We start from the raw sequence: 19497 nt of genomic DNA, 5'->3' as shown, positions 1-19497 counted from the left end.
GATTCGATAGAATAACGGAGGTGAGAAAATAGATGGCAGGAGAAGTACTCTCCCAAAATGAAATTGATGCATTACTTTCGGCGATATCGACCGGAGAAATGGATGCTGATGAACTGAAAAAAGAGGAGACCGAAAAAAAGGTAAAAGTCTATGATTTTAAACGGGCGCTCCGCTTTTCAAAAGATCAGATCCGCAGTTTAACGAGAATTCATGATAATTTCGCGCGTCACTTAACGACCTATTTCTCTGCGCAGTTGAGAACTTATATTCAGATCTCAGTCAGCTCAGTTGATCAAGTCCCGTACGAGGAATTTATTAGATCGATTCCAAATATGACTATTCTCAATCTCTTTGAGGTTCATCCGCTTGAAGGGAAGATCATGATGGAGATCAATCCTACGATTGCCTATACAATGATGGACCGGGTCATGGGCGGAATTGGATCAAGTCATAATAAGATCGAGAACATGACAGAAATTGAGACAAAAATCATGGCCAATCTATTTGAAAACTGTCTCGCGAATTACAAAGAAGCTTGGGAATCGATCACCGAAATTGAGCCGGAAATGACCGATTTTGAAATCAATCCGCAGTTTGTGCAAATGGTTTCACCTAATGAGACAGTTGTCGTCATTTCATTGAACACACAAATAGGAGATATTAGCGGCGTCATTAATCTTTGTATTCCGCATGTCGTTCTCGAGCCGATTATCCCTAAACTTTCTGTCCATTACTGGATGCAGTCTGACAGAATTGAAGCAAAACCAGAGGAAACAAAGTCGCTAGAAAAGCGGATTATGACGGCACGAATTCCAATTGTTGTAGAACTCGGAACATCAGAATTAACGATTGAAGAGTTTTTACATTTAGAAATTGGCGATTGTATCACTTTGGACAAATCAGTAGCAGAACCTCTTACTGTTTTGGTCGGAGATAAACCGAAATTTCTAGGACAAGCCGGCCGAATGAATCGGAAAACAGCGATTCAAATTCTAGAACACGACATAAGAGGTGAAGAAGATGGAGAATAACAGCAGGTTATCACAGGATGAAATTGATGCGCTACTTAAAGGTGGCGATGACAATAATCAAGAACAGCCAGAGTCAAGCTTATCCCCGATAGAGCAAGATGCAATCGGGGAAATCGGAAATATTTCCTTTGGGAGCTCTGCGACAGCTTTGTCCACTTTGTTAAATCAAAAAGTTGATATTACAACACCAACTGTTTCAGTGATTAATAAGAGTCAGTTGATTAATGAATTTCCTCGCCCATATGTTTCAATCGGTGTGAGTTATACAGAAGGCTTTTTAGGAAACAACCTGCTTGTCATCGAACAAAGTGATGCTGCGATCATCGCTGACTTGATGATGGGTGGAGACGGAACAAATGCTGATCCGTCCTTAAGCGAAATTCATTTAAGTGCCGTTCAAGAAGCGATGAACCAAATGATGGGATCAGCGGCAACATCAATGTCGACCGTCTTTAGCAAAAAGGTTGATATTTCACCGCCAGAAGTTGATCTACTAGATATGAGTGAAGGGGAAGGAACAGACCAAATTCCCAAGGAAGATCCACTTGTCAAAGTATCCTTCAGAATAAAAGTAGGAGAATTAATTGACTCTCATATTATGCAGCTTTATCCGCTGACATTTGCGAAAGATTTGATCAACGAATTAATGGATCATGGAAATGAAGAAACACCAGCACCGGCTGAAGAACCAGCGGTCGCTCCGGAAACACCGGCACCGGCTGCTGCACCTGTCGCGCCTGCTGCAAGTCCGAAACCAAATCCAACACCAAAACAGCAAGCGACACCGGTTCAAGTGGCACCAGCTGAGTTTGTCTCATTCGATAATCAGCCTCAAGCTCAGTCTCATCATCATAACCTTGGCATGTTGATGGATATTCCTTTATCTGTGACGGTCGAGTTGGGTCGGACAAACCGCAGTGTCAAAGAAGTTCTTGAGTTGTCAACCGGCAGTATCATTGAGCTTGACAAATTAGCGGGTGAGCCTGTTGAAATCCTTGTGAACCAACGGATAGTTGCAAAAGGAGAAGTTGTCGTGATTGATGAAAACTTCGGTGTTAGAGTAACAGATATTTTGAGTCAAGCAGAACGAATTAATAAATTAAGATAACAACAGATTGATTAAGGAGAGGTTAAAAATGGCTTATAGAATTTTAATAGTTGATGATGCAGCTTTTATGAGAATGATGATTAAAGACATCTTGGTGAAAAATGGGTTTGAAGTAGTTGCTGAAGCTCAAGATGGAGCACAGGCAGTAGAAAAATATAAAGAGCATTCTCCTGATCTAGTGACAATGGATATTACAATGCCAGAAAAAGACGGAATTACTGCTCTGAAAGAAATCAAAGCGATTGATCCACAAGCAAAAATCATTATGTGTTCTGCAATGGGTCAGCAGTCCATGGTTATTGACGCTATCCAAGCTGGAGCGAAAGACTTCATCGTCAAGCCGTTCCAAGCTGACCGTGTAATGGAAGCAATCAATAAAACACTAAGTTAAAGGGTGTTCAACTTGTTTAAGAAACCTTTCATTTTCATCGTCAGCATTTGTGCGCTTCTTTTTCTCATGATCCCAGTCTCTTCCGCTTTTGCGGAGGAATCTGGGAACCAGAACCAGACAGTTGATCAGTTGTTTAATAAAGATGCTGGCAAAGAAAAAGAAAAAGGACAAACGAAAACGGAGAAAAAAAATAGTCAGTCTGTTAAGGAAGAGACGGAAACAGAAACCCCGTCTTCTTCCGTTACTATATTTGATTTTGTCAAGATGATCGGCGCCTTACTATTTGTGATTTTTCTCATTTACGCTTTGGTCAAATTTATGAATAAACGAAACCGCCTGTTGAAACCTTTTCAATCTGTTGAAAACATTGGCGGTACATCACTGGGACAGAACAAATCTGTACAGTTGATTAAAGTAGGGAAGAGAGTACTGGTTGTCGGAGTCGGTGACAATATCCAGCTTTTAAAAGAGATTGAAGATCAACAAGAATGTGATGAGCTTCTCACTCAACATGAAACGGCTGTAAACAGTAAGGTAGAGTGGCAGAAATGGGTAGAGCAAGTCAAAGTTCCAGGAAGACAAAAGCAAAGTGGAACACCGACTTTTGCTGAATCATTAAAAGCTCAGCTTTCAGAATTAAAACAAAGTCATGCAAAAGGCAAAAAGAAAGGCCGAAATCAACATGAATGAGTTTATCGATTTATTTAATTCAAGTGATGCGGCAAATGTGAGTGCCAGTGTCCGGCTACTCCTTCTTTTAACAGTGTTTTCAGTTGCACCGGGGATTTTAATTTTGATGACTGCTTTCACAAGGGTTGTCATCGTCTTGTCTTTTGTTAGGACATCTTTAGCAACGCAATCTATGCCACCAAACCAGGTGCTGATTGGGCTCGCATTATTTTTAACATTTTTCATTATGGGACCGACATTTTCTGAGATTAATAAAGAAGCGTTGACCCCTTTAATGAATAACAAGATTAGTATAGATGAGGCATACACAAAGGCTGAAGTTCCGATCAAAGAGTTTATGAGTAAGCATACGAGACAGAAAGATTTAGCGTTATTTATGAATTACGCCAAGATGAAGACGCCTGAGTCCATTAAGGATATCCCGCTTTCTACAATGGTTCCAGCGTTTGTCATCTCAGAATTGAAAACAGCATTTCAAATGGGATTTATGATCTTTATTCCGTTTTTGATCATCGATATGGTTGTAGCCAGTGTTCTGATGTCGATGGGGATGATGATGCTTCCCCCAGTCATGATTTCACTACCGTTTAAGATTTTGCTGTTTGTCCTTGTAGACGGCTGGTATTTAATTGTTAAATCATTGCTGCAAAGCTTTTAGAGTAGGTGGTCAAACATGAATTCAGAATTTGTAATATCGATGGCTGAAAAGGCGGTATATGTCACACTGCTTATTAGTGGACCTTTATTGGCGCTCGCTTTACTAGTGGGACTGATCGTTAGTGTTTTTCAGGCAACGACTCAAATCCAGGAACAGACGCTTGCATTTATTCCTAAAATTGTTGCTGTGCTTGTCGGGCTAGTTATTTTTGGCCCATGGATGCTATCAACAATTTTATCTTTTGCAACTGAACTGTTCTCAAATTTAAATCGTTTTGCAGGGTAGTTGAAAAATGCTATCTATTATTGAACTATTTCCAGCCTTCTTACTAGTGTTTGTGAGGATCACAGCTTTTTATGTAACGGTGCCTCTATTTTCTTATCGGACAATTCCTGCCGTTCATAAAATAGGTTTTGCATTTTTTCTAGCAATTATCAGTTTTAGTACGATTAAAAACCCTCCACATCTTGATGTAGATGGCATGTACATGCTGTTGATCATGAAGGAGGCGCTTGTTGGGCTTCTACTCGGACTTATCGCTTATATGATGATTTCAGCTATCCAAATTGCTGGTTCTTTCATTGATTTTCAGATGGGTTTTGCTGTGGCCAATGTCATCGACCCTCAGACAGGGGCACAAAGTCCGCTGGTCGGTCAGTTTTTGCACACGATGGCTCTTCTACTCATGTTGAGCTTGAATGCCCACCATCTTTTGCTTGATGGAATTTTTTACAGTTATCAATATATTCCGATTGACCATCTTGGGCTTTCATTTGGGAATGAACAATTTGGTGATTTTATTGCCAAAAGTTTCAATTCGATGTTCATTACTGCTTTTCAATTGTCAGCACCTGTTGTCGCAAGCTTGTTTTTAGTCGATTTAGCATTGGGAATTGTCGCGAGAACCGTACCGCAGCTGAATGTGTTCGTTGTCGGTCTTCCTTTGAAAATCGCGGTCACCTTTATCATGCTCATCATCTGTATGGCAGTTATGTTCAGCATGATGCAAAACGTATTTGAATTCGCCATTCGGACAATGAGAGATTTATTAAGTTTACTTGGGGTGGCATGATGAAGCTCACATTGGACTTGCAATTTTTTGCAGGTGAAAAAACTGAAAAAGCAACACCGAAAAAACGCCAAGAAACGAGAAAAAAAGGGCAGGTTGCCAAAAGCGCAGATATCAACACAGCAATCACACTTCTCGTTGTGTTTCTATCATTTTTGTTCATTGGACCATTTATGAGAGACCGCTTAACCGGTTTAATCGAAAGGTTCTTTAAAGAATCACTGACAATGGAAATAACGGTAGCTAACATTCCCGGATTGTTTCGTGATCTGGCTCTGGAAAGCGGATTGCTAATGGCACCAATTTTACTAGCAGCCCTTGTCTCAGGTGTTTTAAGTAACTATATGCAAGTGGGATTTTTATTTGCACCTGAAGCGATCAAAGCGGATTTGAAAAAATTGGATCCGATTCAAGGGTTTAAACGAATTTACAGTATGAGAGCGATCGTTGAACTTTTGAAGTCCATTTTGAAGATCGCGCTTGTTGGTACTGTCACATTTGCAGTCTTATGGATGAACTTTGATAAGATCATGAGAATTTCTCATTTAACCCCTGGTAAGGTTTTATCATCTGTTGGCTGGCTGACCTTTTTAATGGGGGTATCGGCAGCGGTCGTACTGATATTTCTTGCGACACTTGATTACCTTTACCAAAAATTTGATTATGAAAAAAGCATTCGAATGTCAAAACAGGACATTAAAGAAGAATACAAAAAAACAGAGGGCGATCCTTTAATTAAATCAAAGATTAAACAAAAGCAAAAAGAAATGGCGATGCGCCGTATGATGCAAGAAGTTCCGAAAGCAGATGTCATCATTACAAACCCGACGCATTATGCGATCGCCCTTAAATATGATGAAAGCAAGATGGATGCACCATTTGTGCTGGCAAAAGGGGTCGATTTGATGGCCTTGAAGATTAGGCAGATTGCCAAAGAGCATAATGTGATGACAGTTGAAAACAGACCTCTGGCAAGAGCGCTCTATGATCAGGTTGAGATTGATCAAGCTGTTCCAGAAGAATTTTTTAAGGCCGTTGCTGAAATCTTGGCTTATGTATATAAAACAAAGCAAAAAATCTAGTGAATTTTTCGTTTTAAAAGGAGAGAAACAGCATGTCAGCAAGAGACTTATCAATTTTATCCGGGGTTATCCTGATTGTGGCAATGCTCATTATCCCTTTTCCTACATGGTTGTTGAGCGTCTTTATCATCGTTAATATTTCTCTTGCGTTGATCGTGCTTCTCACCACAATGAATATGAAAGAACCGCTGCAGTTTTCGATATTTCCTTCTTTATTGCTGTTGCTGACGCTGTTCCGTTTAGGGCTGAATGTATCAACAACACGTTCCATTCTGTCAAACGGTGATGCGGGAAAAGTCGTTGAAACTTTTGGATCTTTCGTTGTCGGCGGTAATGTGCTGGTCGGTCTTGTTGTTTTTATCATCCTGGTCATTATCCAATTTGTCGTCATTACAAAAGGGGCGGAACGGGTTTCAGAAGTTGCAGCAAGATTTACGCTTGACGCTATGCCCGGTAAACAGATGAGTATCGATGCAGATTTAAACGCCGGAATGATCACTGAACAAGATGCGAAAGTTCGTCGTGAAAAAGTGGCTCGTGAAGCAGATTTCTATGGAGCGATGGACGGAGCGAGTAAATTTGTCAAAGGGGATGCAATCGCTGGTATTATCATCGTTCTCATTAACGTTCTGTTTGGAATGGTGATCGGTATGCTGCAAAAGCAGATGAGTATTCAGGAAGCGGCTGCACACTTCACATTAATGTCTGTAGGTGACGGTATTGTTTCACAGTTACCTGCTCTCTTAATCTCGACCGCAACAGGGATTGTTGTAACAAGGGCTGCATCAGACGGTAACCTAAGTCAAGATATTACCGGCCAGCTATTTGCTTATCCAAAGCTCTTGTATGTCACAGCTGGAACAATTTTTTTACTCGGAATCTTTACACCGATCGGGATTCTTTTGACCGGTCCGGTAGCTGCCCTTCTGGCGATAGGAGCTTATACACTTTCTAAAGCTGGGGAAGAAAAAGATCAAATCGAAGAGATTCTTGAGGAAGAAGCGGAAGTCGATGAGTTAAAAAGTCCGGAAAGTGTTGTCCATCTGCTTGATATCGATCCGATCGAATTTGAATTCGGCTATGGATTGATTCCGCTGGCTGATGCTAACCAAGGTGGAGATCTATTAGACAGAATTGTGATGATCAGACGCCAGCTTGCGATTGAGTTGGGTCTTGTTATCCCAGTGGTCAGAATTAGAGATAACATCGCACTGCAACCGAATGAGTATAAGCTAAAAATTAAAGGTAATGAAGCTGCAAAAGGGGAGCTTCTTCTTGATCACTTTTTAGCGATGGCTCCGACTGGTGAAGACGATCAGATTGAAGGAATTGATACGATCGAGCCATCATTTGGCCTTCCGGCAAAATGGATTGCTGAACCGCAAAAAGATCAAGCAGAAATGCTAGGATATACAGTCGTTGACCCAGCTTCTGTTGTTTCGACGCATATTACAGAACAAGTGAAAAGACACGCTCACGAATTAATCGGTAGACAGGAAACAAAACAACTGATCGACCATTTAAAAGAATCGTATCCGGTTTTGGTCGAGGAAGTCACACCAAATCCGTTGTCTGTTGGTGATATTCAAAAAGTACTTGCGAAACTTCTCAAAGAAAAAGTATCAATCCGGAATTTGGTGACCATCTTTGAAACTTTAGCAGACTACGGAAAACTGACGACAGATTCAGATATGCTAACAGAATATACGAGGCAGGCACTTGCTAAGCAGATTACAAGTCAATATTCAAAAGAAAATGAAACACTGAAAGTGGTAACCTGCTCAGGACGTGTTGAAAAGTCGATTGCTGAAGGGATTCAACAAACCGAACACGGCAATTATTTATCTCTTGAACCAGCAATATCTGAAAATATCATTCAGTCTGTAGCTAGAGAAATTGAGCAGCTCTCATTAAGACAAGAAATGCCGATTCTCCTCTGCTCGCCGCCCGTCAGAATGTATATTAAACAGCTTTTGGAACGCTATTTTCCAGATCTTCCAGTACTGTCATATAACGAACTGGAGGCTAATGTGGAAGTTCAAAGTATCGGAGTGGTGGATATTCAATGAAAATTAAAAAATTTGTAGCTGGTTCTATGCAAGAAGCCACAATGCAAATCAGGCAGGAGCTTGGAAATGACGCCGTCATTTTAAACTCTAAAAAGATTCAAACACGTAAGTTTCTTGGATTTGTCAAGAAACAAGGTGTAGAAGTCATCGCTGTTCTTGATCAAGATTTTCCCGAGATGAAAAAACCAAAACAGCAGATGCCTACTATTTTTCAACAAACACTTTCACCTGAAAAACCGGAGCAACTTGATTTAGCTCATCAGGTAAAAGAACTGAAAGAAATGTTAGCAAATCAGCATCAAGAACATGCTGTTGATGTGTTGCCAAAACCGTTAAAAAAAGCTGATCGGCTTTTAGAAAAACATGGGGTTTCCACAGCGATTCGCACAAAAGTATTAAGTCGACTGGTGAATACCCCTTTAAGCGGAGAGAAATGGACTGAAAAAAAGGCACTCTCTCTTTTAACAGAAGCTTTAGGAGAACTCCTTCCGAAAAATTCGGAAGAGAACTTAACAATCCACTCTCAATATGTTGTACTATTCGGATCAACTGGGGTTGGCAAAACGACAACACTAGCCAAACTAGCCGCAACTTCTGTACTAGAAAAGCAAAAAAGAATTGCTTTTATCACGACAGATACGTATCGAATTGCCGCGGTTGAACAGTTAAAAACATATGCTGAGCTTCTCAATGCTCCTCTGGAAGTGTGTTATTCAAAAGAGGAATTTAAAGCGGCACAGGAGAAGTTCGCTGACTTTGATCATGTCTTTATTGATACAGCTGGCCGCAATTTTAAAGATGGTCAGTATGTTGAGGAACTGAAAGGAATCATTCCATTTGATCGGAATATCCAAGCGTTTCTTGTTATGTCGGCAACGAGCAAATACGAAGACATGAAAGAGCTTCTCAAACAGTTTTCAAGCATTTCGATCGATCAGCTTATTTTTACAAAGCTGGATGAAACCGATTCAATGGGAAGTATGATGAATCTTTTAGCTGAATCAAAAATTGGCCTTGGTTATATTACAAACGGCCAAAATGTTCCGGAAGATATTCGCAGTTTATCAAATGAGTCATTTGTTAAACTGCTGACGGGGTGTTGATCATGGATCAAGCGGCAACTTTACGAAAACGAATGGAACAACGATTTTCCCAAACGCTCCCACTTTCTCATAAAAAAGCAAAAACAATTGCAGTCATGAGTGGAAAAGGTGGCGTCGGAAAATCGAATTTGTCGCTAAACATGGCACTTGCGCTTATAGAAAAAGGGAAAAAAGTCCTTTTAATAGATCTAGATGTCGGAATGGGTAATATTGATATTTTGATTGGGCATCAGTCGATTTATACAATGATGGATGTGCTGAATCAAAAAATGCCTTTTCATCGAGTTTTATCAACTGGTCCAAAAGGTATCCAATATATTTCTGGGGGAACAGGACTGAATACGATGTTCGAGCTGAGCAAGGAGAAATGGAGATTCTTTCTGGAAGAATTATCAGCTGTTCTTAAAGATTATGACTTTGTGATCCTTGATATGGGAGCAGGACTTTCTAAAGATCAGCTACCATTTGCTCTTTCTGTTGATGAAATTCTGATTGTTACTACTCCTGAACCGACATCCATTATGGATGCCTACAGTGCGATTAAGCACTTAGCATTAAACGGACAGGAACTCAAGCTGAAGGTGATTGTGAACCGCTGTACAAACCAAAAAGACGGTATATCTACATTTTCTCGTCTTTCTCATACGGTAAATTCCTTTTTACAGCAAGAGCTGGTATATGCCGGCCCAATCCCTGAAGATTCTTCAGTTTCAAAAGCAGTTGTTGAACAGCAACCGTTCTTGCTGAAGAACCCTCGTTCCAAACTAAGTAGGTCGGTCTACCTTTTGGCAGATTCACTACTTAAAATAAACAAACAGAAAGTAGAAGATAAACCTACGTTTATCGAAAAATTATCTTCATTCTTGAGAAGGGGTAATCCAACATGATACGTGTTCTTGTCGTTGATGATTCTGCTTTTATGAGAAAAATGATCACCAAGTTTTTAACATCCAATCACCAGATTGCTGTAGTAGGAACGGCAAGAAATGGAGAGGAAGCACTCCAAAAAATAACAGAACTTCGTCCAGATGTCGTGACATTGGATATTGAGATGCCTGTCATGAATGGTAAGGAAACACTAGAAAAAATAATGGCTGACGATCCTCTTCCCGTCATCATTGTTTCTAGCCAGACACGTAAAGGAGCAGATATTACGATTGAATGCTTGGAACTTGGTGCATTCGACTTTATCGCCAAACCGTCAGGATCAGTGTCAATCGATTTATATAAAGTAAAACAAGAGTTGATTGAAAAGGTATTGGCAGCTGGACAATCAAAGAACAAAGAGCAAACTCATCCAGCACCAAAGCCTTTATCTCAGTTTCAATCGTCTTTCAAAAACAATCGTTCTACTATTCCGGCTGGAACTGTTAAACAACTCATTTGTATCGGGACATCAACCGGAGGACCTAGAGCTTTGCAAAAAGTGTTACCCAAGCTTCCTAAAAATCTAAAGGCGCCTGTTTTTGTCGTTCAGCATATGCCTCCAGGGTTTACGGCTTCTTTAGCAAACAGGTTGAACCATCTCTCAGAAGTAACCGTAAAGGAGGCTGAAAACGGTGAGAGAGCAAGGGAAGGTTGGGTGTATATCGCACCAGGTGGAAAAAACATGGCGATCAGACCTGAGCAGGGAGAATTGGTGATCACGCTTGATGATCGTGACACGACCAGTCTCCATAAACCTTCCGTTGATTACTTATTTCAGTCCCTTACATCTGTGAAAGGGTTTGAAAAAGTTGCCGTGATCATGACGGGGATGGGGAGTGACGGAACTGAAGGTGTCAAAGGCCTGATCAAGAACGGTGGTGGGAGAGTCATCGTTGAATCTGCAGAATCTTCCGTCGTATTCGGAATGCCTAAGGCAGTTTTAAACACCGGATTGGCAGATGAGGTCAAACATGTTGATGAAATTGCTGCATCTATTATGACGTATATGAAAAAAGAGAGGGCGTGACTTAGATGGATATGAATCAATATTTAGACGTCTTTATTGAAGAAAGTAAGGAACATTTACAAACTTGTAACGAAAAACTACTCGAACTTGAAAAAAATCCATCAGATTTGCAGCTTGTCCATGATATCTTCAGAGCAGCTCACACTTTAAAAGGAATGAGCGCAACAATGGGCTATGAGGATATGGCTCATTTAACACATAGCTTAGAGAATGTGTTAGATGCCATCCGAAATGAGGAAATGACGATAACTTCAGACTGGATGGATATCATGTTTGAAGCGCTCGATGATCTCGATGCGATTGTTCAATCCATCATTGATGGAGGAGATGGAAAAAGAGACGTCTCCGAAGTCTGCGCCAAACTTGATGTGACAGGTGCAAACAAAGAAACAGCTGCTGCTGAAGCATCTGCTGAAAAAGCGCCTGAAACGAAATGGTCTTATGACGAGTATCAAAGAACAGTCATCACACAAGCAGAAGAACAAGGTTTTAAATGCTATGAGGTCGTCGTTTCTCTTAAAGAAGATTGTCTATTAAAAGGTGTTCGGGTATACATGGTATTTGAACAACTAAACGAAGTCGGTGAGGTTGTCCAAACGATTCCTGAAACAGAAGTTCTTGAAGCTGAAGACTTCGACTCTGAGTTTATGATTTGCTATTTGAGCAAGCTTGGAAAAGAAGAGATTTACAATAAAATCAACAGTGTTTCAGAAATTGAGAAAATTGAAGTGAACGAACTGAAACACGAGACTGCTCCGGAATCTACAAAAACAGCTCCTGCTAAAAAAGAGGATAAAAAACCGGAGAAAGCTGTTAAAGAGACAAAAGCTAAAAATGAACCAGCCAAAACAGGTCAAAACGGTGGAACAAAAACGATCCGCGTAAACATTGACCGTCTCGATTCTTTAATGAACTTATTTGAGGAACTTGTCATTGATAGAGGTCGCCTAGAGCAAATTGCCAAAGAACTTGAACATGGGGAATTAACGGAAACTGTTGAAAGAATGACGCGAATTTCCGGTGATCTGCAATCAATCATCCTTAACATGAGAATGGTACCTGTGGAAACAGTATTCAACCGTTTTCCACGAATGGTCCGCCAGTTAACGAAAGAACTGAATAAAAAAATTGAACTTACGATTTTCGGTGCAGAAACAGAACTCGACCGGACAGTCATTGATGAAATCGGTGATCCGCTTGTCCATCTTTTAAGAAACAGCCTCGACCACGGAGTGGAAATGCCTGATGTCAGGGTGAAAAATGGTAAGCCGGAAACAGGTCAAGTTCGTCTGAAAGCATATCATAGCGGAAACCACGTCTTTATTGAGGTAGAGGATGACGGAGCGGGTATTAACCGCAAAAAGGTGCTTGAAAAAGCAATTGAACGTGGTGTTATTTCTGAACGTGATGCAGAGACAATCGAAGATTCAGAAATAGATGCGCTGATCTTTGCACCAGGTTTCTCCACAGCCGATCAAATTTCGGACATTTCCGGACGCGGTGTCGGTCTTGATGTTGTCAGAAACAAACTTGAATCATTGGGAGGATCGGTCAGCATTAAATCGAGTGAAGGTGAAGGATCACTCTTTTCAATTCAGTTACCGCTGACACTGTCGATCATCTCTGTTCTTCTTGTCAAATTGGAAAAAGAGACGTTCGCGATTCCGATTTCTTCTATTATTGAAACAGCTGTCATTGATAAGAAGGATATTCTTCAAACTCATGACCGCGAAGTCATTGATTTCAGGGGCCATATCGTACCTGTCGTTTATCTGAAAGAGCAGTTTAAAGTTGAAGATTCTGCAGATGATCTAGAGCAGCTTCATGTCATCATTGTAAAAAAAGGAGACAAGCTAACTGCATTTGTTGTAGATTCCTTTATCGGTCAGCAAGAAGTCGTCTTAAAATCATTGGGTGATTATTTAACAAACGTCTTTGCGATTTCTGGAGCAACGATTTTAGGAGACGGACAAGTCGCTTTAATCATCGATTGCAATGCCCTTATTAAATAGAAAGTGAAAGGAGAGCGATCCTCTTGACCACACAGACTACCACCGGTGAAAAAATGATTGTATTTAAAGTAAATCATAAGGAATATGCCATCTCTGTTTCAGAAGTCATGTCAATTGAAAAATGGCAACAACCGACAAGGGTTCCTGGAGTAGAATCATATATTTGCGGTGTTATTAATTTAAGAGGTGTTGTCACACCTGTGATTGATTTAAGAAAGCGGATTGAAGCACCAGGAGACAACATTACCGATGAAACGAGAATTATCATCATTAATCATCAAGACATTGAAGTGGGCTGGGTTGTTGATGAGGCGAATGATGTGATCTCTGTCAATGAAGAAGAAATTGAGTCTGCTCCTGAAACAGCTAAACGAGACGGAAAACAATGGATAAAAGGGATTGTCAAACAAGGTTCCAGATTACTCAATCTAATTGACTCTGAAGCCGTCTTAAACAGAAAATCGAGTCTTGTCGGAACTTCCGAGAATGTCAAGAAATAAGGAGCAAGATGATGAGCATTTTTAAAGGAATTAGAGAAGAGCATCTTGATATTTTAAAAGAAGTCGGCAATATAGGAGCGGGTCACTCCGCTTCAGCCTTGGCTCTTTTGTTGAACAGAAAAATTGAGATGGAAGTGCCATTTGTCAAGCTCCTATCGTTTGATGAACTGATGAATCTTTTCGGGGGAGCAGACCTTCCCGTTGCCAGTATCTTTTTACGCATGGAAGGCGATTTTCCGGGGTCAATGTTCGTTATTATGCCTTTTTCAGAGGCTGAACAATTAATTAGGGAGCTGATCGGCAACCCTGAATATGAGATTGAGAATATGACCTCCGAAGATATTGGAGCTTCTGCTTTACATGAACTAGGGAACATTATGGCGGGATCTTATTTGACCGCTCTTGCTGATTTAACCCAAAGACAAATGTATCCGAGTGTTCCTGAGCTGACCCTTGATATGTTCGGGGCTGTCATTAGTGAAGGATTGATTGAGCTTAGTCAAATCGGAGATCAGGTCATTGTGATTGATAACTCAATCTTTGATGAAGAAAACAATAAGAAGGTAAAAGCCCATTTATTCCTGTTACCTGATTATGATTCATTTGAAAAGCTGTTTAGTGCATTAGGTGCAGCATTATGAACATGATGGAGAACGAGAATATTGTGATCAGAGTGGGTATTGCTGATATGAATATCGCACGTGCGCCCGAACGAATCCGAACATCAGGTCTTGGTTCATGTGTTGGACTTGTACTTTATGATTTGGAAGCAAAGACAGCAGGACTTGTCCATGTCATGCTTCCAGATTCCACCCTATCCAAAACAGTGGATATTAACCTAGCAAAATATGCAGACACTGGTGTCAAGGCAACGGTTGATATGTTGCTGAAGGCCGGGTGTCGTAGATCTGCATTGAAAGCGAAGATGGCCGGTGGAGCCGAAATGTTTAAATTTAAAATGACGAATGATCTAATGAAAGTCGGGCCAAGGAATGTTTTAGCAATTAAAAACCACCTTTCTCTCTTGAACATTCCGATTGTAAGTGAGGATACAGGAGGAACAAGCGGAAGGACGATCGAGTTTGATCCGCAGTCAGCAACACTTGAGATCCGCACAGTTAAGCAAGGTATAACGACGATTTAATATGTCATTTAGGGGGAAAAAAATGCAATCCTTGAACTACGAAGATCAGATGCTTTGGTCACGTTGGAAAGAATGGAAAGATCCTCAGGCTGGCGATGATTTAATTCGCCGCTATATGCCGCTAGTCACATACCATGTTGGTCGGATAGCTGTCGGTTTGCCAAAATCTGTTCATAAAGATGACTTGGTGAGTCTGGGAATGCTGGGTTTGTATGATGCCCTTGAAAAGTTTGATCCAGGAAGAGATTTAAAGTTTGACACATATGCATCATTTAGAATTAGAGGAGCGATTATTGATGGACTTCGAAAAGAAGACTGGCTCCCAAGAACGTCTCGCGAAAGAACTAAAAAAGTTGAGGCTACAATCGAAAAGCTTGAACAGCGTTATTTAAGAAATGTATCACCAAGTGAAATTGCTGCTGAACTGGGAATCACCGAACAGGAAGTAGTGACAACAATCAATGAAGGTTTTTTCGCAAATCTTCTTTCAATTGATGAAAAGCTACATGATCATGAGGACGGAGAAAATGTTCAGGTGATGATCAGAGATGATAAAACCATCACACCGGAAGAAAAAATGTTAAAAGATGAGTTAATTTGCCAACTTTCGGAAAAAATAAACGAACTTTCCGAAAAAGAGCAAATTGTCATTAGTTTGTTCTATAAAGAAGAATTAACATTAACTGAAATTGGACAAGTTCTTGATTTGTCAACATCACGCATTTCACAGATTCATTCAAAAGCACTATATAAATTGAAGCATCTACTTGAAAAAGTGGTACAATAGCTGCCGGCTTTGCCGGCAGCGTTTTTTAGGAAAACTAAAAAAACGGTCACTTTTAAAATTTCATGGTTAGCGAGTGAAAAATATGTCAACAATATTATGGCTTATTAGCTTTATGCTTCATGGTACATTGATCTATTTTGTCATCATTCTTTACACAAGGCTTGGTGCTTTTAAAGAAGCGGAAAAAAATCAAAAACAAATGTTAGAAGAAACGGAGAATACGTTAACTGCGTTTTTGATGGAACTAAAAGATGAGAATGATAAACTTGTTCAAGAGCTTCAAAAGGACCGGACAGCTGAAATCAAACAAAAGCCGGAAAAGTTTGAAGAAGAGCCCGCCCTTTCTCTACCTGAATCAAAAGAAAAAGACGCTGCTGATCTTCCACTCTATATTGAATCGATGATTCATGAAGTTGAAAAGGAAGAAGATGAACTGAATCAGGAAGAGGAAGAAGAGGCTATCTCGTTTGAAGAAAAAGCTGTCTTGTTATATGAGCAAGGTCTTTCCATTGAAGAGGTTGCCAAACAGTTAAAAAGCGGAAAAACAGAGGTCGAACTTCTCTTGAAATTTCGCGGAAAGCTAAAAAACGATTCTTGATTGTCGAGTCTGCTTATGGTATATTAATTTTTGGTGTTAATTACACACGCTTATCGATTTATGCAAGTGGTGCTGTACATTTGTCCAGTCCTGCATGAAGATGACTTAAGCGGAGGAAAAAACCAATATATTAGGAGGAAATTACATGTCAGTCATTTCTATGAAGCAATTGCTTGAAGCTGGTGTTCACTTCGGTCACCAAACACGCCGTTGGAACCCAAAAATGAAGCGTTACATCTTCACGGAGCGTAACGGAATCTACATTATCGATCTTCAAAAAACAGTGAAAAAAGTTGAAGAAGCTTACAACTTCACGAAAAATCTTGCAGCAGACGGAGGAAAAATCCTATTCGTCGGTACAAAAAAACAAGCTCAAGATTCTGTTAAAGAAGAAGCGGAACGTTCTGGAATGTACTATGTTAACCAACGTTGGTTAGGTGGTACATTAACAAACTTTGAAACGATTCAAAAGCGTATTAAACGCCTCAAAGATATTGAAAAAATGCAAGAAAATGGCACATTTGAAGTGCTTCCTAAAAAAGAAGTTGTTCAACTGAAAAAAGAATTAGAGCGTCTTGAAAAATTCCTCGGTGGAATTAAAGAAATGAAGGAACTTCCTGACGCGCTATTTATTATCGACCCTCGTAAAGAGCGCATCGCAGTTGCTGAAGCACGTAAATTGAACATTCCGATTATCGGAATTGTTGATACAAACTGTGATCCTGATGAAATCGATGTTGTCATCCCTGCAAACGATGATGCAATCCGCGCTGTTAAACTGTTAACATCTAAAATGGCGGATGCGATTTTAGAAGCTAAACAAGGTGAGGAAACAGCTGAAACAGAAGAAAAAGTAGCAGAAACGACAGAAACAACTACTGCTTAACCTATTCAAAAGGTGATAAGGGGGAACTGCCTTTTATCACCTTTTTTTACAGCAAAAACAATACATAAATTTGTTGAAATTTAAGGAGGAAAACAAAATGGCAATTAGTGCACAAATGGTAAAAGAACTTCGCCAAAAAACCGGTGCAGGCATGATGGACTGCAAGAAAGCATTAACAGAAACAGATGGCAACATGGAAAAAGCAATCGACCTTCTTAGAGAAAAAGGAATTGCAAAAGCAGCTAAAAAAGCGGATCGCATTGCAGCTGAAGGTTTAACATTGATCAAGACAGATAGTAACACAGGGGTTATTTTGGAAGTGAACTCTGAAACGGATTTCGTTGCGAAAAACGAAGGTTTTAAAGAGCTTTTAAATGATCTTGCTGACCATCTTCTTGCAGAAAAACCGGAAAATTTGGAAGCTGCACTAGGACAAAAAATGGCAAACGGTACAACTGTTGAAGAATATATCACAAATGCGGTTGCTAAAATCGGAGAAAAAATTACCCTTCGTCGCTTCAGCCTTTTGACAAAGGGTGACAATGATGCTTTTGGTGCATACTTGCACATGGGTGGACGCATCGGAGTTCTAACAGTTCTTAGCGGTACAACTGACGAAGAAACAGCAAGAGACATTGCGATGCATGTTGCTGCTGTAAACCCTCGCTACATTTCTCGTGACCAAGTGTCTGAAGAAGAAGCGAACCATGAACGTGAAATTTTAACACAACAGGCTCTTCAAGAAGGAAAACCTGAGAATATCGTGGCAAAAATGGTTGAAGGCCGTCTAAACAAATACTTCGAGGAAATCTGCTTGCTTGACCAAGCGTTCGTTAAAAATCCGGATGAAAAAGTGAAACAAGTGGTTGCTGCGAAAAACGCAACAATTAAAACATTTGTCCGTTATGAAGTCGGAGAAGGTATTGAAAAACGCCAAGATAACTTCGCTGAAGAAGTGATGAACCAAGTGAAAAAATAAGACTTGGAATCCGCTTGCCGAAACAATTTAGGCAGGACATTTCAAAAAATAGGGGGCACAGTGTTGTGTCCCTATTTTTAAAATAGTTTACAAACCTTTTTTTCTCTTGCATAATAAAAAACGGCAAGCATGCAACTTGGAGGTTATTATGGAAAAACCAAAATATCATCGTATCGTTTTAAAGCTTAGCGGTGAAGCTCTTGCAGGTGAACATGGAAACGGCATTAATCCGACCGTGATTCAATCCATCGCCAAACAAGTGAAAGAAATTGCCGAGCTTGATGTTGAAGTGGCCGTTGTTGTCGGAGGCGGCAATCTATGGCGCGGAAAAACCGGAAGTGACCTTGGAATGGATCGGGCCACAGCAGATTATATGGGAATGCTTGCAACAGTTATGAATTCTCTTGCTCTTCAAGACAGCCTAGAAACATTGGGTATCCAATCGAGAGTTCAAACATCGATAGAAATGCGGCAAGTCGCAGAACCTTACATAAGAAGAAAAGCGATTCGCCACCTTGAAAAGAAACGAGTAGTCATCTTTGCTGCCGGGACAGGCAATCCCTATTTTTCGACAGATACAACAGCTGCACTCAGAGCGGCTGAAATTGAGGCTGATGTGATTTTAATGGCCAAAAATAATGTTGATGGTGTGTATAATGCAGATCCTAGAACTGATGATACGGCTGTAAAATATGAAGAATTATCATATCTTGATGTCTTAAAAGACGGCTTGGCTGTCATGGATTCAACTGCTTCTTCGCTATGTATGGATAATGACATTCCGCTGATCGTTTTTTCCATTATGGAAGAAGGCAATATTAAAAAAGCTGTGCTCGGCGAATCAATCGGAACTATAGTAAGGGGGAAATAACGTGTTAGATCAAGTGATGAATGAAACAAAAGAACGGATGGAAAAAGCCATTCATGCATATCAGCGTGAACTAGCAACTATCCGCGCAGGTCGTGCAAATCCGTCATTGTTTGATAAAGTAACAGTTGAGTATTACGGAGCACAAACACCTTTAAATCAAATTGCTTCAATTAATGTACCTGAAGCACGTATGTTGATCATTACTCCATATGATAAAACGGCACTAGGAGACATTGAAAAAGCGATTCAAAAAGCTGATTTAGGCGTAACTCCGACGAATGACGGCAATATCATTCGGATTACCATTCCGCCTTTAACTGAAGAGCGTAGAAAAGAGCTTGTGAAGCTTGTTAAGAAGTACTCTGAAGAAGCAAAAGTTGCTGTCCGCAACATTCGCCGCGATGCAAACGATGATCTGAAAAAATTAGAGAAAAACGGTGAGATGACTGAAGATGAATTGCGCTCTTCAACGGAAGACGTACAAAAATTGACAGATGAATATGTGTCAAAAATTGACGAGATTACAAAAGACAAAGAGAAAGAAATCATGGAAGTTTAATCAAAA

At 40.2% G+C, this 19497-nt stretch carries 22 protein-coding genes; all 22 read left to right on the top strand.

The annotated features are described in order from the left end of the window. Positions 1-32: 32 nt before the first annotated feature. The 22 genes from fliM to frr all read left to right on the top strand — a co-directional run bounded on the left by fliM (position 33) and on the right by frr (position 19491). A complete protein-coding gene (gene fliM / locus PDT38_RS04000; protein ID WP_270799184.1) occupies positions 33-1031 on the top strand; it encodes a flagellar motor switch protein FliM in 999 nt (332 codons plus the stop codon). Then, positions 1021-2139, top strand: a complete 1119-nt coding sequence (gene fliY / locus PDT38_RS03995) for a flagellar motor switch phosphatase FliY (RefSeq protein ID WP_270799183.1) — start codon at positions 1021-1023, stop codon at positions 2137-2139. The genes fliM and fliY overlap by 11 nt, the downstream gene beginning before the upstream one ends. A 28-nt stretch (positions 2140-2167) precedes the next feature. Continuing rightward, complete coding sequence (locus PDT38_RS03990; RefSeq protein WP_270799181.1) at positions 2168-2530, top strand: response regulator; 363 nt, start codon at positions 2168-2170, stop codon at positions 2528-2530. A gap of 66 nt (positions 2531-2596) precedes the next feature. After that, positions 2597-3220, top strand: coding sequence for a flagella biosynthesis regulatory protein FliZ (gene fliZ / locus PDT38_RS03985; protein WP_270800125.1), 624 nt, complete (start codon positions 2597-2599; stop codon positions 3218-3220). Next, positions 3213-3878, top strand: coding sequence for a flagellar type III secretion system pore protein FliP (fliP, locus tag PDT38_RS03980; protein ID WP_270799179.1), 666 nt, complete (start codon positions 3213-3215; stop codon positions 3876-3878). Before fliZ ends, fliP begins: the two co-directional genes overlap by 8 nt. A gap of 15 nt (positions 3879-3893) precedes the next feature. Continuing rightward, entirely contained in the window at positions 3894-4163 is a 270-nt protein-coding gene (fliQ, locus tag PDT38_RS03975; RefSeq protein ID WP_172294866.1) for a flagellar biosynthesis protein FliQ, read from the top strand. Between the two features lie 7 nt (positions 4164-4170). Continuing rightward, positions 4171-4950, top strand: coding sequence for a flagellar biosynthetic protein FliR (fliR, locus tag PDT38_RS03970; protein ID WP_270799173.1), 780 nt, complete (start codon positions 4171-4173; stop codon positions 4948-4950). Further along, positions 4950-6029 (top strand): flagellar biosynthesis protein FlhB, encoded by a 1080-nt coding sequence (gene flhB, locus PDT38_RS03965; RefSeq protein WP_270799171.1) that lies wholly within the window; start codon positions 4950-4952, stop codon positions 6027-6029. Before fliR ends, flhB begins: the two co-directional genes overlap by 1 nt. Before the next feature lie 32 nt (positions 6030-6061). Next, complete coding sequence (gene flhA / locus PDT38_RS03960) at positions 6062-8098, top strand: flagellar biosynthesis protein FlhA (RefSeq protein ID WP_270799169.1); 2037 nt, start codon at positions 6062-6064, stop codon at positions 8096-8098. After that, complete coding sequence (flhF, locus tag PDT38_RS03955; protein ID WP_270799168.1) at positions 8095-9201, top strand: flagellar biosynthesis protein FlhF; 1107 nt, start codon at positions 8095-8097, stop codon at positions 9199-9201. Before flhA ends, flhF begins: the two co-directional genes overlap by 4 nt. 2 nt (positions 9202-9203) lie before the next feature. After that, complete coding sequence (locus tag PDT38_RS03950; protein ID WP_270799167.1) at positions 9204-10088, top strand: MinD/ParA family protein; 885 nt, start codon at positions 9204-9206, stop codon at positions 10086-10088. Then, a complete protein-coding gene (locus tag PDT38_RS03945; RefSeq protein WP_270799166.1) occupies positions 10085-11155 on the top strand; it encodes a protein-glutamate methylesterase/protein-glutamine glutaminase in 1071 nt (356 codons plus the stop codon). The genes PDT38_RS03950 and PDT38_RS03945 overlap by 4 nt, the downstream gene beginning before the upstream one ends. Before the next feature lie 5 nt (positions 11156-11160). After that, positions 11161-13167, top strand: coding sequence for a chemotaxis protein CheA (locus tag PDT38_RS03940; RefSeq protein WP_270799164.1), 2007 nt, complete (start codon positions 11161-11163; stop codon positions 13165-13167). 23 nt (positions 13168-13190) lie between these two features. Then, positions 13191-13667 (top strand): chemotaxis protein CheW, encoded by a 477-nt coding sequence (locus tag PDT38_RS03935; RefSeq protein WP_270799162.1) that lies wholly within the window; start codon positions 13191-13193, stop codon positions 13665-13667. Between the two features lie 11 nt (positions 13668-13678). Next, entirely contained in the window at positions 13679-14308 is a 630-nt protein-coding gene (locus PDT38_RS03930; protein ID WP_270799161.1) for a chemotaxis protein CheC, read from the top strand. 2 nt (positions 14309-14310) lie between these two features. Continuing rightward, positions 14311-14811, top strand: coding sequence for a chemotaxis protein CheD (locus PDT38_RS03925; RefSeq protein ID WP_394356237.1), 501 nt, complete (start codon positions 14311-14313; stop codon positions 14809-14811). 22 nt (positions 14812-14833) lie between these two features. Then, on the top strand, positions 14834-15598 hold the full coding sequence (locus PDT38_RS03920; protein ID WP_270799157.1) for a FliA/WhiG family RNA polymerase sigma factor: 765 nt from the start codon (positions 14834-14836) through the stop codon (positions 15596-15598). An 82-nt stretch (positions 15599-15680) separates the two neighbouring features. Then, entirely contained in the window at positions 15681-16196 is a 516-nt protein-coding gene (locus PDT38_RS03915; RefSeq protein WP_270799155.1) for a DUF6115 domain-containing protein, read from the top strand. A gap of 145 nt (positions 16197-16341) precedes the next feature. Then, positions 16342-17082 carry a 30S ribosomal protein S2 gene (gene rpsB, locus PDT38_RS03910; RefSeq protein ID WP_270799153.1) on the top strand — a complete coding sequence of 247 codons (741 nt, stop codon included), beginning with the start codon at positions 16342-16344 and terminating at the stop codon, positions 17080-17082. Positions 17083-17179: 97 nt separating this feature from the next. Beyond that, the gene (tsf, locus tag PDT38_RS03905; RefSeq protein WP_270799152.1) at positions 17180-18061 is read left to right on the top strand and encodes a translation elongation factor Ts; all 882 of its coding nucleotides are present in this window, start codon (positions 17180-17182) and stop codon (positions 18059-18061) included. A gap of 148 nt (positions 18062-18209) precedes the next feature. Continuing rightward, positions 18210-18932, top strand: a complete 723-nt coding sequence (gene pyrH / locus PDT38_RS03900) for a UMP kinase (RefSeq protein WP_270799150.1) — start codon at positions 18210-18212, stop codon at positions 18930-18932. Between the two features lie 16 nt (positions 18933-18948). Beyond that, positions 18949-19491, top strand: a complete 543-nt coding sequence (gene frr / locus PDT38_RS03895; RefSeq protein ID WP_394356236.1) for a ribosome recycling factor — start codon at positions 18949-18951, stop codon at positions 19489-19491. Positions 19492-19497 lie beyond the last annotated feature (6 nt).

It is taken from the genome of Bacillus changyiensis (genome assembly GCF_027706145.1).
In the GTDB taxonomy this organism is placed as follows: domain Bacteria; phylum Bacillota; class Bacilli; order Bacillales; family Bacillaceae; genus Bacillus; species Bacillus changyiensis.
This window is presented reverse-complemented; position numbering and strand designations above follow the sequence as displayed.